Source organism: Streptococcus oralis subsp. dentisani (assembly GCF_002096615.1).
Lineage (GTDB): Bacteria > Bacillota > Bacilli > Lactobacillales > Streptococcaceae > Streptococcus > Streptococcus oralis_U.
In genome coordinates, this window is record NZ_NCUX01000032.1 from 105,465 (window position 1) to 119,474 (window position 14,010).

The window sequence follows — 14,010 nt, forward strand, 5'->3', positions numbered from 1 at the left end:
GGTTAAGGCATCGTTAACTTACCTCACAACAGGTTTGAAGTAAATCAGCGAAACTACTTTCTTAGTATAACACTTTCAGAATCATTGTCAATAGAAACGACTTGATTTTTTTACTTTTTTTGATGATAATTTCATGCTTCTCTTTCTGAAAAAGGATATAAAAAGAGTAAAATTACTTCAAATCAGAAGTATCTTTATAGAAGTTAAGCAAATGTATCTTCAGAAACTTGAAAAAGTCCTTTCTTCTCCCAAAAATCGGCTTGGCAGGTGCATTTTTTGCTAAAAAAGAGTATGATAGTTACATCATGAAAAAGTAGGTTTTTTATATGAAAATTGTCCTTGTTGGTGGAGGGAAAGTCGGTTTCGCCCTCTGTCGTTCACTGGTTGCAGAAAACCATGACGTTGTCCTCATCGAACAAGATGAGGCTGTTCTCAATCATATTGTCAGTCGCTTTGATATCATGGGACTCCTTGGAAATGGTGCGGACTTTGCCATCTTGGAACAAGCCGGCGTCCAAGAGTGTGATATCTTTATCGCTCTAACTGAATACGATGAAGTGAATATGATTTCAGCGGTACTTGCTAAAAAAATGGGCGCTAAAGAAACCATCGTTCGAGTGCGAAATCCTGAATACTCTAATGCCTATTTTAAAGAGAAAAATATTCTTGGATTTTCACTTATCGTTAATCCAGAACTCTTAGCAGCCCGTGCCATCTCAAATATCATCGATTTCCCTAACGCCCTCTCAGTTGAGCGTTTTGCTGGAGGTCGTGTCAGCCTGATGGAGTTTGTTATCAAAGATTCTAGCGGGCTCTGTCAAATGCCAATCTCAGACTTCCGTAAGAAATTTGGCAACATCATTGTCTGTGCTATGGAAAGAGACCATCAACTCATGATTCCAAGTGGTGATGTTACTATCCAGGACAAGGATCGGATTTTTGTTACGGGAAATCGTGTAGATATGATGCTTTTCCACAACTATTTCAAATCGCGTGCAGTGAAAAGTTTGCTTATCGTTGGAGCTGGAAAAATCGCTTATTATCTACTTGGCATTTTAAAAGACAGTCGCATCGATACCAAGGTTATCGAGATCAGTCCTGAAAGAGCTCGTTTCTTTAGTGAAAAATTCCCAAATCTCTATATCGTACAAGGAGATGGAACTGCTAAGGACATCTTACTGGAAGAAAGTGCTCCTAGCTACGATGCGGTCGCAACCTTAACTGGTGTTGATGAGGAAAACATCATCACCTCTATGTTTCTTGACCGTGTTGGCGTCCAGAAAAATATCACCAAGGTCAACCGGACCAGCCTCCTAGAAATTATCCATGCACCTGATTTTTCAAGTATCATCACACCCAAAATCATCGCAGTGGATACCATTATGCACTTTATTCGAGGTCGGGTTAATGCCCAATACTCAGATCTTCAAGCCATGCACCATCTTGCAAATGGTCAAATTGAAACCCTGCAATTCCATATCAAGGAAGCTAATAAAATGACTGCCAAGCCACTTTCGCATCTAAAATTAAAAAAAGGTGTTCTCATCGCAGCCATTATCCGAAAAGGAAAAACAATCTTCCCTACTGGAGAGGATATGCTTGAGGTGGGAGACAAGTTACTCGTGACGACCTTATTGCCAAACATCACCAAGATTTATGATTTGATTGAGAGGTAAAAAATGAATAAAAGTATGATTCGTTACCTCCTCTCAAAACTTCTCTTGATTGAGGCTGTTCTCCTTCTAGTACCTGTTGGTGTAGCAACCTATTACCAAGAATCCAGTCAAGTATTTATCGCTCTCTTTTCTACGATTGGAATTTTAGTCCTTCTTGGTGGTCTTGGCGTTTTACGAAAACCGAAAAATCAACGGATTTACGCCAAGGAAGGGGTCTTAATCGTTGCCCTCTGTTGGATTCTATGGTCTTTCTTTGGTGGCCTCCCTTTTGTCTTTTCAGGACAAATCCCAAGCGTCATTGATGCCTTCTTTGAAATCAGTTCTGGATTTACGACTACAGGAGCAACTATTCTGAACGATGTTTCCGTTCTCACTCGTTCCCTCCTCTTCTGGAGAAGTTTCACCCACTTGATCGGAGGGATGGGGGTGCTTGTTTTCGCACTTGCTATTATGGACAATGCTAAGAATAGTCACTTAGAGGTGATGAAGGCAGAGGTCCCTGGTCCTGTCTTTGGTAAGGTTGTATCCAAACTGAAAAATACTGCCCAGATTCTCTATCTGCTTTATCTGGCTCTCTTCTCCCTTTTTGTGGTTATCTACTACCTAGCAGGTATGCCTCTCTATGATAGCTTTGTCATTGCTATGGGAACAGCGGGAACTGGGGGCTTCACCGTCTATAACGACGGAATTGCCCACTACGGTAGCTCACTCATCACCTATCTAGTTAGTATCGGAGTCTTGGTTTTTGGGGTTAACTTCAATCTCTACTACTACCTCATGCTCCGTCGGGTTAAAGCTTTCTTTGGAGATGAAGAACTGCGAGCTTATGTGATCATTGTCCTAGTTTCTACCGGCTTGATTACTCTTAATACGCTCCACCTCTACCAAGGTGTCTCTAAAAGTGTTGAAATGGCCTTCTTCCAGGTTTCCAATATCATCACGACAACAGGTTTTGGTTACGGAGATATTACCAACTGGCCCCTCTTCTCCCAATTTATCCTCCTCTTCCTCATGGGAATCGGTGGATCAGCTGGCTCAACTGCAGGTGGTCTCAAAGTGATCAGAGGACTCATCCTCTCAAAAATTGCTAAAAATCAGATTTTGTCCATCTTATCCCCTCACCGTGTCTTGACTCTACATGTCAACAAAACTGTGATTGACAAGGATACCCAACACAAGATTCTCAAATATTTTGTGATCTATGCTATGATTTTATTGTCGCTCATCTTTATCGTCAGTCTTGATAGCAATGATTTTCTAGTCGTGACCAGTGCTGTCTTCAGCTGTTTTAACAATATCGGACCTATTCTAGGTACAACATCGAGTTTTGCCATCTTTAGTCCCATCTCTAAAATCCTGCTCTCCTTTGCAATGATTGCAGGCCGCTTAGAGATATACCCCATTTTGCTCCTCTTTATGAAACGCACTTGGTCTAAACGTTAATTACAATACAATTCCCCTTTTACAAGCTAGTAGAAGGGGAATTTTTCTATTAAAAATGAGAAGACCATTCGGTCCTCTCCTAATCGGTTTATTTTTTAAGAGCTTCTTTGTATCGAGCAACTTCCGCTTGGTTAGCCCAAACATAGTGACCTGGACGAATTTCTACCATAGATGGCTTGTCTGTCTCATAGTCATGTTGCTCAGGATCGTAAACTTTCAAGACCTTCTTGCGTTCCAAGATTGGATCTGGAATCGGTACAGCAGATAGAAGCGCCTGAGTGTATGGGTGGACAGGATTGTTAAACAACTCCTCTGTCTCCGCTACTTCGACGATAACTCCTTTATAGATAACCGCGATACGATCTGAGATAAAGCGAACAACTGACAAGTCATGCGCGATAAAGAGATAGGTCAAGCCCAACTCTTTTTGGAACTTCTTGAGCAAGTTCAAGACTTGCGCACGCACTGATACGTCCAAGGCTGAAATTGGCTCATCCGCAATAACGAAATCAGGTTCCATCACAAGGGCACGGGCAATCCCGATACGCTGACGTTGACCACCAGAAAACTCGTGTGGATAACGGGTCAAGTGTTCTTTCAAAAGTCCAACTTCATGGATCATCTTTTGAACTTTTTCTTTTCGATCTTCTTCGTCTTTGAACAAGTGGTAGTTGTAAAGACCTTCAGAGATGATATAGTCAACCGTCGCACGCTCGTTCAAGCTGGCTGCAGGGTCCTGGAAAATCATCTGGATACGACGAATCAAGTCTGAGGATTCCTTGTGAGATTTTTTGCCATTAATCTTCTGGCCATCAAAGATGATTTCACCTTTACTGGTATTATTTAAACCAATAATGGCACGACCAATGGTTGTTTTCCCACTACCAGACTCACCTACAAGAGAGAAAGTTTCTCCCTTGTTGATAAAGAAGTTGGCGTTTTTAACCGCCACAAACTTCTTACTTCCTTCACCGAAGGAAATTTCTAAATCTTTAATTTCTACTAATTTTTCAGACATTTCCTTCCTCCTAGTCTTCTAGATGAGCAAAGCCCATTTTATCACGAATCTTGTCATGCAAGTCTGCAATGACTCCAGGTTTTTCAACTTTAGGAGCATTCTCATGAAGCAACCAAGTCTTAGCCCAGTGGGTATCAGTGACTGAAAACTTAGGTGCCTTCTGTTCAAAGTCAATTTGCATCGCATAATCTGAACGAAGGGCAAAGGCATCACCTTTCAACTCAGTATAAAGAGATGGTGGTGTTCCTGGGATAGAGTACAATTCCCCTTTATCATCAGCAAGCTGAGGCAAGCTAGACAAGAGACTCCAAGTATATGGATGACGTGGATCGTAGAAGACTTCCTCAACAGTACCGTATTCTACAATTTCACCAGCATACATAACCGCCACCTTATCGGCAATACTTGCTACCACACCAAGGTCATGGGTGATAAAGATAATGGTAAAGTGGTACTCATTTTGCAAGGTTTTAAGCAAATCAATGATTTGCGCTTGAATGGTTACGTCAAGGGCCGTTGTTGGCTCGTCACAGATCAAAATATCTGGACGACACGCAAGGGCAATCGCAATAACGATACGTTGGCGCATCCCTCCAGAATATTGGAAAGGATACTCTTCAAAACGTTTTTCAGCATCTGGGATTCCGACCTTGTTCATATAGTCGATTGCCATCTCTTTGGCTTCCTTAGCTGTTTTCCCTTGGTGTTTAACGATAACTTCAGTGATTTGGCTACCGATTGTATTGATTGGGTCCAAACTTGTCATTGGGTCCTGGAAGATGGTCGCAATTTTAGCACCACGAATCTTCTCCCATTCCTTGTTAGAAGTAAGAGCAGTCAAGTCTTGTCCACGATAGTCGATGCTTCCTTGGGCAATACGTCCATTGTCTTCTAACATCCCTGTAAAGGTTTTTGTTAAAACAGATTTACCAGAACCGGACTCACCTACCAAGGCAAGAACTTCCCCTTCAATCAGGTCTAGAGAAACTCCTCGGATAGCCGTCAGAACTTTGTCACGAACGTCAAATTCCACGACAATATCACGAGCAGTCAAAATTACATTATTTTCTTTTGTCATGTCTACTCCTATCTATGTGTACGTGGATCACTAGCGTCCGCTAGGTTTTGACCAACAACGAAAAGAGATAGGGATACCAAGATCAAGGTTGTCAACGGAATCCAGAACAAGTAAGCGTTGGTCGTAACGTTTTGTGAGTAATCTGAGATCAAACGTCCCAAACTTGGCACTGTTACAGGCAATCCCAATCCAAAGAAGGAAAGGAAGGCTTCATAAGAGATGAAACTTGGCAACATCAAGGTCATTGTAGAAACAATAACAGATACCAATTGTGGCATGATGTTTTTAACGATGATTTTAAAGGTTGGCGTTCCAAGTGTTTGAGAAGCAAGGTTGTATTCCAAGTCACGGTAACGCATGATTTGGATACGAATCATATAAGCAATTCCAATCCAAGTTGTCACACTCATGGCAAAAATCAAATTCCAGAAACCAGCACCAATCGAGTAAGTCAAGACAATGACAATCAAGAGAGATGGAATGTTTGAAATAATGTTATAAACTTCCATCATGACGCGGTCAACGGATTTTGAAATTCCCCAAATTCCACCAACAATAACCCCAATCACAAGGTTGATAAAAGTGGCAATGACAGAGATGAGGATAGAGTTACGCGCCCCAAACCAAACCCCGTCAAACAAGGATTTACCATTGCTGTCTGTACCAAACCAATGTTCAGCGTTTGGTTTGATAAAACGAGCAGAAAAGTCATTGACCTTACTTACATCATTAAAGTCAAAATCTGAGAACATTGGGTAAATAAAGCTCATCAGGATAATGGCTACCAAAATCCCCAACATAACGACTGTTGATTTTTTCTTTAGAAACTGTCTAAATACAGAACCCCAGTATGAATAGGCAGGAGCGTCAATTGTTTCAGAGGCAAAATCGTCACGTTTTACGAACTGAAATTTTTCTTTTCCGATTGTTGACATTATTTGCCTCCTTTCTCTGTCAATTTAATACGTGGGTCAAGCATGGTCATCCAGATATCTCCTACAAAGAGTGAGAAGATAGAAATACATGTGAAGATGAAGACAAGACCAACTACCATTGAGTTGTTTGATGCCTTAACAGAGTCAATCAACATTTTACCCATACCTGGGAAAGCGAAGACCGTTTCTGTCAATGTTGCACCACCAATAACTCCGATTACGGCACCAGGAATACCTGAAACCAAAGGAACCATGGCATTTTTAAAGATGTGTTTATTTGAAATTTCTTTTTCAGACAGTCCTTTTGCACGAGCAAATCGAACGAAATCTTGAGATTGCAAGTCAATCATATAACGACGAATCCAGATAGCTGTACTTGGCGCTCCCAACAAACCTAGAATGACTGCTGGCAAGACATAGGAACGCCAATCCCCAGCACCCAAGATAGGGAATGAGTCTGGCAGACCAATAGATGATCCAATCAAGCGCACGATGTAAACCAAAGCGATCGTTGGAAGGGCAAGCAAGAAGGTTAGAGCACCTGTCGAGAAGCTATCAATCCAAGTATTCTTGTGGCGAGCCATAGCAGATCCAAGAGGAATGGCAATCGCATAAGAAATAACCAAACCGATCAAACCAGCAACAGCCGAGCTTGCAATCATTGATGGATATTGATAATTGCTTTCTGTAGCTGTATATGGATCGTCTTTACCATAGTTAGCTACCTCACGCGCATCTGCTTGACTTGGTGACTTGTAGGTACGAGAGTAAATATCTACAGAGGAAGTCTTTTTACCCGTAGGGAATTGAACTTCTGATGTCTTGGTTTGTCCTTGCCCCTGCGTGATAACTTGAAGCACTGGTGTGTTTGCATAAGTTGGGTAAGAGTCTCCCAAGTTAATGTTCACAAAGTTTTGGTGTACAAATGGAAATTGATTATTGAAATACAAAAGATATTTATGTTTTGTACCTGAACCCACCAATGACCAACCGATAGCAGGGTCATTTTCAAAACGAAGATAACGTTCCAAGTTTGGATTTTCAGGGTCTTGAATCTTGTTTGTATGATCAATGTCGAGCAAGTTCGAGTAAAATTTGAAAACACGTTCAAAAATTGGAATTTCACGCGTAGCGTAGAATTGACCACTTTCTGAGAATACACCGAGTGTCCAACCATTACCGAGTTGGTTGATGTATTTTTCGTAGATTGCCTTGTTAGTCTCATTGGCATCCACTGTTACAGATGAGTCCATTGTGCTCGCTTTTTCTTGCAACTCCTTGGTATCGTAGTACTCGATGTAGCCCATCCGCTCATAAACGGTATTTTCATAGTTATCCCGTTTATCTGGCGTCGTTGCAATCTTGTTATAGTTGGTATCCTGCTTGAAAATCAGTTTTCGAGGAACCATCGTATAGATAATCGTGTAGGTCAAGGTTGTCACCAAGAAGATAGACACCAATGAACGCAATACACGCATAAAAATATATTTCTTCATATCGTTTCCTTTTAAAATCCCAAAAGAACCTTCTCCTCATGGAGAGAAAGTTCTCTTGAGAGTTATTTATTTAACGTGATTAGCCAATTCTTTTTGAACTTTTTCGTTTGATTCTTTTTTCTCTTTGAGCCATTTCTCACGAGCTTGTTCATAGTCAGCCTTGGTTACAACCTTGTCTTGTAACTGAATATACTTGAAGTATACATCTGAGCCCTTATCTCCAGACTGGCTGTATGATGCTGTGAATGGTACAACACGAGAAATGAATGGTGCAGCACCAGTTGATGACATAGCTGGCAAGATGAGGGAGCTATCTGTCAACCAAGCTTGAGCAGCCGCGTATTTTTCATAACGAACATTCAAGTCGCTTGTTTCTTTAGCAGCTTCATCAACTAGCTTATCGTATTCTTTCAAACCAACTTGAGCTGCTGCAGCATTATCTGCACCTTCGTAACCCATGTATGTTTTTGTTTGTTCAGCATTCGTTGTTTTCAAGATATCAAGGTAAGTTGATGGATCTTCATAGTCTGGGTTCCATCCAACGCCACCTGAGAGATCCCAGTCTTCTGCTGCTGCATTCGCCGCATAGTAGGTAATATTAGTAAACTCATCTTTAGAAACTTGTTGGATATCGATGACTACATTGTCTTCTCCAAGCACTGTTTCAACGGACTGTTTGAAGGATTGGATACGTGCGATATAGTTTTTAGCTGTTTGGTCTACTGGAACATCCAAATGGATAGGGAATTTTACACCTTCTGCTTCCAATGCTGTTTTGGCTTTCGCAAATTCAGCCTTGGCTTTATCGGCGTTGAAGAGTCCATCTTGACCATCAGCAAAGTTTACGTTCTTCCATTCATCACCGTAAGTAGCCATCTTATCAGTCACCAAGTCACCGAAAGTTTTTTCGCCAGCAGAGACAAAGTCAGGTTTTACAAAGAGGTTACGAACGGCACGAGGAGCACCTTCTTTACCATTTACTTGAGCTGAGTAAGACGTACGGTCAAAGGCAAAGTTCAAGGCTTGACGGAAGTCCTTGTTAAGAAGGGCTTTCTTAGTAGAAGTCTTCTCTTCGTCAGTTGTCTTAGAAGTGTATTTGTAACCTTGGCGGTCAATATTCACACCCAAACCACCAACACCAGGTCCTGATGGGGTGTAGAAGATATTTTCCTTGTAGGTTTCTTCTACTTTAGAGTAGTTTGAACTTGTTGGGTAAAGACGGGCATAGCTATAAGCTCCACTTGTAAAGTTACGTTCAATAGACTCTTGGTCTGAACCATCATAGTAAGCAAGTGTTACTTTATCAAGATGAACATTGTCTTTATCCCAGTATTGTTCATTTTTAGCGAACTCGATAGAAGACTTAGCAGTCAAACCTTTCAGCAAGAATGGTCCATTGTAAAGCAATGATGTAGGGTCAGTCGCTTTAGCAAAGTCAGATCCTTTTGATTTTTCAAATTCTTCGTTCAATGGCCAGAAGATTGAATAAGCCATCTTAGAGTTCCAGTATGGTTCTGGTTGGTTCAAAGTATACTCAAGTGTATAATCGTCAACTGCTTTCACACCTACTGAAGAAAAGTCTTTATTGTTTCCAGCTTTATAGTCAGCTAGACCTTTAACTGAATCTTCTGCTAGATAAAGTGCTTCAGACTTGTTATCAGCTGCGTGTTTCAAGCCATTTACGAAGTCTTTAGCTGTCACTTCAGCATACTCTTCGCCATCTGATGTCATCCATTTGACACCTTTACGAATCTTGTAGGTATAAGTCAACCCATCTTTTGAGACTGACCAGTCTTCTGCAACTGCAGGAGTCAAATTCCCATATTTATCATTTGTAAAGAGACCATCGATACCATTTGAAGTGGCAATTTTGGTACTTTGTTTCCCTGAAATGAGGTAATCCAATGTTTCTGGGTCAGCTGAATAAACATAACCATAGGATTTTGGAGCTGTTGAATCAGATGATTTTGAAGAACCACAAGCAGCGAGAACGCCAGTTGCCAGCAAAGCAATCCCTGCTGTAACAAATACTCTACTTTTTTTCATGTATGTAACTCCTCTTAAAAAATTTAGGCTTATTGCCAATTATACCATAGATTTCTCAAAAAGTAAACGAATTTTCAGAATATTTAGGCGTGTAACCACAAAAAACTTTCATTTATCAAATTTTTCTATTCTTTGTTTGCTATCTATAGAATCAAAAGGGAAGTTAAGGCTCTATAAAGCCTAATTTTCAGATTTTCTCTCCCCATTTTTCCATCCAATCAGAAAGGGCAATCTTCTAAATTGGATTTTCGATTAAGAAACTATTGACGTAGAATCATTTTCAAGGTATAATATTAAACGTTGAGGCGGTATAGCCAAGTGGTAAGGCACGGCTCTGCAAAAGCTTGATCGTCGGTTCAAATCCGTCTACCGCCTTTCAGTACCTGAAATAACAGGAATTAACCGAATGAAAAGCCCGTAAATCGGGCTTTTTTGTTTTTTTCTTCGGACAAATAAGGACAACTTTGAAAATCTTTTGGGGCGAATAAAAAACAGTGACGAAAATCACTGTTTTACTCGGTTTCTTCTTCGGGTTCTAGTTCTGTGATTTGAACTTTTACCTTAGTAACGCGCCCATTTTTCACCTTATCATTGGTTAGGATAATCTGCTTGTTTTGGCTGACCAATTCATAACTAATTTTCTCAGTTGTTGGAATCGTACCAACACCCGTCAAATAATAACCGGCGATAGTATCCACATCATCGCTTTCTAGTTCAACGCCAAAGTAGTCGTTGAAGTCGTTAAGATTCATGGTTCCTTGTGCAATATAGGTATCCTCACCGATTTGATGGACTTCGATTTCTGCTCTGTCCGTTTCATCATCAATTTCGCCGACAATCTCTTCTAGGAGATCCTCCAGAGTTACCAAACCAGCCATACCGCCGTATTCGTCTAGTAAGATCGCCATTTGATTTTGGGTATTTCGAAGCTCTTTGAGGAGGTCGTCCACAAAGATGGTCTCAGGCACAAATAGTGGCGTTTGGAGGATTCGTTTCCAGACAATATTTTCAAAACCATCCGCATAGGCGGCGTTTAGCAAACGCTTGGTATGAATCAAACCAATCACATTGTCTTTATCACCGTCATAAACGGGAATACGTGAGAAATTTTGCTTTAGAATACTTTCGATAATCGCCTTACTGTCATCCTGAATATCCACCATGAAGGCGTCGGTTCGGGGCACCATTAGCTCACGAGCCATTAGTTCATCTAGAGAAAAGATCCCCTGTAGCATTTCAATCTCATCTGCATCCAGTGTTTCTTCACTATTGGTGAGCATGTACTCTATTTCATCACGTGTCATCTTTTCATCAGCATCATCAAAGGTCATTGGCGTCACACGGCTCAACAAATTAGTTGAAGCAGATAACAGCCAGACAAAGGGACTGACAATTTTTCCCAAACCAATAATAATTGGTGCTGTTCGAATCGCCAAAGCATCTTTCAAATTGAGGGCAATCCGCTTAGGATAGAGCTCACCAAAAACAATGGAGATATAGGTCAAGATTGCCAAAGAGAGGAAACTTGCAATGGCGTAAGCTGTTTCACTATTTCCCATCCAAGATGCGATCACTTGTCCAAGGGTATCCGCCAATTTGGCCCCTGACAAGATCGTGATCAAGGTGATACCGACTTGAATTGTTGATAAAAAGTGATTAGGGTTTTCAAGTACCTTTAGCAAACGGATGTAGCGTTTATCGCCTTCTTCTGCTTTTTGCTCTACTCGGGCACGGTTTAGTGACACCATCGCCATTTCTGTAGCTGAGAAAAAGGCATTTAAAAAGGTCAATACAACTAAAAGTACAAATTGCAGTAACAAATCCTGACTGCTCGGGTCTTCCATAGTCCTTCTCCTAAAATAGTATCTTGTGTTCCATTATATCACAAATTAGCGTAGGAATCACATTATTTTCCAATTTATACAATTGCTCCCTTATCGTATGATAAACAAAGGAGCGATTTTTGTTCTTTTGTAGATTGTTTCTAGTTTGTCACCGTGACTTGACCTGTTCGGTAATCAAGCTGGATCCCCTTTTGAACATTGGGGATTAGGACGTTGAATTCCAATTCTCCATCCGAAGACTTGGCTTCGATTTGTGAAGCGGAAGGAACTAGATCCTCATTTGTCGCATAGTGGAGTGTCACGCGGTAACGAATCCTCTTATTTTGGTCCAAGGCTTTCCTAACCAAACTCTCATAGTAGTTCTGCCCTGTCGAATCCTCAGCCTGCGCCTGGTTCGCCCAAGCTGTCTGGACTGCAATGTTCTTGGGATTGCTGGTAGAGGCATCAAAACCATCCAAACCACCTATCAAGGCATAGCCCAGCAGATGTCCTCTATCAACTGCATGTGTATAGGTTCCCTTTAGATTCTTGACCTGATGCCATCCTGGTGGCGTCCAAGAGGTGGATCCATTGCCTGTTTCTTCACGATTTTTGTACTGACGAGTAGCTTTGGATAAGAGGGCATTGGCAACAGTTGGGACGGTCTCGTTCCCGACTGGTTTTGTTTTATTATCCGCATAGGGTTTGCTAGAAACCTTGGCATCTAGATTGGTTTTATTACCATTAACAATAAAGGCACCTGCCCCATTCCATTCTAGACCACCTTTTATTTGATTCTTGACCGACTCGGTTAAGACACTTTCTGCCAACTCCTGACTAGGAGCTTCTGAAGCTTGTTTTTTCTGACTAACCTTTGTTCTAGGGGTGTTTGGTGCTGTCTGCATCTGCTTGATATAATAGCTTCCAGCAGCCAAGAGTAAGAATATAAGTAACCCTACCAGAGCCTGTCTCGTTTTTTTGTCCATTTTTCTCCTTATTTCTTTAGAAAAAGACTGGTTTCCCAGTCTAATTTCCTGTAAATTTACTAATCAATTCTTGCCATTTCGCTGGAGACAAAATCGCCCATGGATCCTGTCCCTTTCCTAGAATCCCATAGCCGATCATCAAGCCGATTCCTAAAGCCAGAAATCCCAGCAAGAGTACGATAAAAATCAACAGTAAGCGACGGAGTACATAGCGTATGTTTTTATTCTTCATCCTTAACCTCAATCCGCTGAATCTTTGCTCCTAGCTGAGCTAACTTCTCATGGAAGCGGTAGTAACCTCTATCAAGGTGGACTAATTTACCGACAACTGTCTCTCCTTGCGCTACCAAACCTGTCAGAATCAAAGCAGCACTAGCGCGAAGGTCCGTTGATAGAACTTCTGCCCCTTGCAAAGCCTGTCCTCCTACGATACGGGCTGTGTCACGGATAATCTCCGAATGCAAGCCCATCCGACGCATTTCCTCCAGATGTTGGAAACGATTCTCAAACACCGTTTCCACCATGGTGGATTCCCCTTTTGCGACAGTCATCAAGGCTGTAAATTGAGCCTGCATATCTGTTGGGAAGCCTGGGTGTGGCAAGGTTTTTACATGAACAGCTTTGAGATTTTCAAGTTGAGAACGAACACGGATACCTTCTGACTCCTCTGTCACTTCAACACCCATCTCAAGTAGTTTTGAAATCAAGGGACGATTGTGTTCCCAGACTGCATCACGAACGAGGACATCTCCACCAGTCATAGCTGCTGCCACCATAAAGGTTCCAGCTTCAATACGGTCCTGTACTACAGTATGAGTCGTACCATGGAGGTCCTCGACACCAGTCACTGTGATTGTTTCGGTACCAGCTCCCTTGACCTTGGCTCCCATTTCATTAAGGAAGATAGCGAGATCAACAATTTCTGGCTCACGCGCAGCATTTTCAATCACTGTCACACCATCAGCTAGAGTTGCTGCCATCATCAGATTTTGTGTTGCGCCGACACTAGGAAAGTCCATGTAGATATGAGCGCCGTGCAGGCGTTCCGCCTTGGCTTCAATGTAACCAGCTGTCTGGCTGATCTTGGCCCCCATAGCTTCCAAACCCTTGAGGTGGAGGTCGATTGGACGACTCCCAATGGTACAACCACCTGGCATGGATACCTTGGCATGGCCTACACGAGCAAGGATTGGTCCCAAGACCACGATGGATGCACGCATCTTGCTAACATACTTATACGGAGCTTCCTCCGTGATGTCACCCGTCGCATCGACTTCGACAACATGAGCTTCCTCATCAAAATCAACCTTGGCGTTCAGACCACGAACCACTTGATTCATGGTGAAAACATCTGACAAGATAGGGACGTTCTGCAAGACTGTCTTACCCTTGCTTGCTAGAATAGTCGCTGCCAACAAGGGTAAGACGGCATTCTTTGCTCCCTCGATGGCCACACTCCCGACCAGACGATTATCTCCGCCTTGAACCACAATTTTTTCCATAGTTGTT

Annotated in this window: 11 protein-coding genes and 1 tRNA gene; 3 read left to right on the top strand and 9 right to left on the bottom strand. The window is 41.9% G+C overall.

The window, feature by feature from the left end; all coding sequences use genetic code 11:
• Window positions 1–326: 326 nt before the first annotated feature.
• Complete coding sequence (gene trkA, locus B7708_RS05640; RefSeq protein WP_084974377.1) at window positions 327–1,676, top strand: Trk system potassium transporter TrkA; 1,350 nt, start codon at window positions 327–329, stop codon at window positions 1,674–1,676.
• Window positions 1,677–1,679: 3 nt separating this feature from the next.
• Window positions 1,680–3,119 carry a TrkH family potassium uptake protein gene (locus B7708_RS05645; RefSeq protein ID WP_084974379.1) on the top strand — a complete coding sequence of 480 codons (1,440 nt, stop codon included), beginning with the start codon at window positions 1,680–1,682 and terminating at the stop codon, window positions 3,117–3,119.
• A gap of 88 nt (window positions 3,120–3,207) precedes the next feature.
• On the opposite strand, the gene B7708_RS05650 is transcribed toward B7708_RS05645, so the two are convergent.
• From B7708_RS05650 to B7708_RS05670, 5 genes are all read right to left on the bottom strand, one after another.
• Window positions 3,208–4,137: an ATP-binding cassette domain-containing protein gene (locus B7708_RS05650; protein WP_084974381.1), complete on the bottom strand. Its 930-nt coding sequence runs from the start codon at window positions 4,135–4,137 to the stop codon at window positions 3,208–3,210.
• A 10-nt stretch (window positions 4,138–4,147) separates the two neighbouring features.
• The gene (locus tag B7708_RS05655) at window positions 4,148–5,215 is read right to left on the bottom strand and encodes an ABC transporter ATP-binding protein (protein WP_084974383.1); all 1,068 of its coding nucleotides are present in this window, start codon (window positions 5,213–5,215) and stop codon (window positions 4,148–4,150) included.
• An 8-nt stretch (window positions 5,216–5,223) separates the two neighbouring features.
• A complete protein-coding gene (gene oppC, locus B7708_RS05660; protein WP_084948444.1) occupies window positions 5,224–6,150 on the bottom strand; it encodes an oligopeptide ABC transporter permease OppC in 927 nt (308 codons plus the stop codon).
• On the bottom strand, window positions 6,150–7,646 hold the full coding sequence (locus B7708_RS05665; RefSeq protein ID WP_084974385.1) for an ABC transporter permease: 1,497 nt from the start codon (window positions 7,644–7,646) through the stop codon (window positions 6,150–6,152). The genes oppC and B7708_RS05665 overlap by 1 nt, the downstream gene beginning before the upstream one ends.
• A gap of 66 nt (window positions 7,647–7,712) precedes the next feature.
• Window positions 7,713–9,692, bottom strand: a complete 1,980-nt coding sequence (locus B7708_RS05670) for a peptide ABC transporter substrate-binding protein (protein ID WP_084974387.1) — start codon at window positions 9,690–9,692, stop codon at window positions 7,713–7,715.
• A 304-nt stretch (window positions 9,693–9,996) separates the two neighbouring features.
• On the opposite strand from B7708_RS05670, the gene B7708_RS05675 reads away from it, so the two are divergent.
• Window positions 9,997–10,067: transfer RNA gene (locus tag B7708_RS05675), tRNA-Cys, on the top strand.
• 137 nt (window positions 10,068–10,204) lie between these two features.
• On the opposite strand, the gene B7708_RS05680 is transcribed toward B7708_RS05675, so the two are convergent.
• The 4 genes from B7708_RS05680 to murA form a co-directional block, all read right to left on the bottom strand.
• Window positions 10,205–11,536, bottom strand: coding sequence for a hemolysin family protein (locus B7708_RS05680; protein WP_084974389.1), 1,332 nt, complete (start codon window positions 11,534–11,536; stop codon window positions 10,205–10,207).
• Window positions 11,537–11,676: 140 nt separating this feature from the next.
• A complete protein-coding gene (locus B7708_RS05685) occupies window positions 11,677–12,501 on the bottom strand; it encodes a DNA/RNA non-specific endonuclease (protein ID WP_084974391.1) in 825 nt (274 codons plus the stop codon).
• 40 nt (window positions 12,502–12,541) lie between these two features.
• On the bottom strand, window positions 12,542–12,733 hold the full coding sequence (locus B7708_RS05690; protein WP_000791880.1) for a DNA-directed RNA polymerase subunit beta: 192 nt from the start codon (window positions 12,731–12,733) through the stop codon (window positions 12,542–12,544).
• Window positions 12,723–14,003: a UDP-N-acetylglucosamine 1-carboxyvinyltransferase gene (gene murA / locus B7708_RS05695; protein ID WP_000411896.1), complete on the bottom strand. Its 1,281-nt coding sequence runs from the start codon at window positions 14,001–14,003 to the stop codon at window positions 12,723–12,725. Before murA ends, B7708_RS05690 begins: the two co-directional genes overlap by 11 nt.
• Window positions 14,004–14,010: the final 7 nt, after the last annotated feature.

What these genes read in the sequence shown, in the direction of transcription:
- B7708_RS05680 (WP_084974389.1), bottom strand. Translation starts at nt 11,536, where the DNA reads ATGGAAGACCCGAGCAGTCAGGATTTGTTACTGCAATTTGTACTTTTA.
- B7708_RS05645 (WP_084974379.1), top strand. Translation starts at nt 1,680, where the DNA reads ATGAATAAAAGTATGATTCGTTACCTCCTCTCAAAACTTCTCTTGATT.
- B7708_RS05665 (WP_084974385.1), bottom strand. Translation starts at nt 7,646, where the DNA reads ATGAAGAAATATATTTTTATGCGTGTATTGCGTTCATTGGTGTCTATC.
- B7708_RS05655 (WP_084974383.1), bottom strand. Translation starts at nt 5,215, where the DNA reads ATGACAAAAGAAAATAATGTAATTTTGACTGCTCGTGATATTGTCGTG.
- B7708_RS05685 (WP_084974391.1), bottom strand. Translation starts at nt 12,501, where the DNA reads ATGGACAAAAAAACGAGACAGGCTCTGGTAGGGTTACTTATATTCTTA.
- murA (WP_000411896.1), bottom strand. Translation starts at nt 14,003, where the DNA reads ATGGAAAAAATTGTGGTTCAAGGCGGAGATAATCGTCTGGTCGGGAGT.
- B7708_RS05670 (WP_084974387.1), bottom strand. Translation starts at nt 9,692, where the DNA reads ATGAAAAAAAGTAGAGTATTTGTTACAGCAGGGATTGCTTTGCTGGCA.
- trkA (WP_084974377.1), top strand. Translation starts at nt 327, where the DNA reads ATGAAAATTGTCCTTGTTGGTGGAGGGAAAGTCGGTTTCGCCCTCTGT.
- oppC (WP_084948444.1), bottom strand. Translation starts at nt 6,150, where the DNA reads ATGTCAACAATCGGAAAAGAAAAATTTCAGTTCGTAAAACGTGACGAT.
- B7708_RS05690 (WP_000791880.1), bottom strand. Translation starts at nt 12,733, where the DNA reads ATGAAGAATAAAAACATACGCTATGTACTCCGTCGCTTACTGTTGATT.
- B7708_RS05650 (WP_084974381.1), bottom strand. Translation starts at nt 4,137, where the DNA reads ATGTCTGAAAAATTAGTAGAAATTAAAGATTTAGAAATTTCCTTCGGT.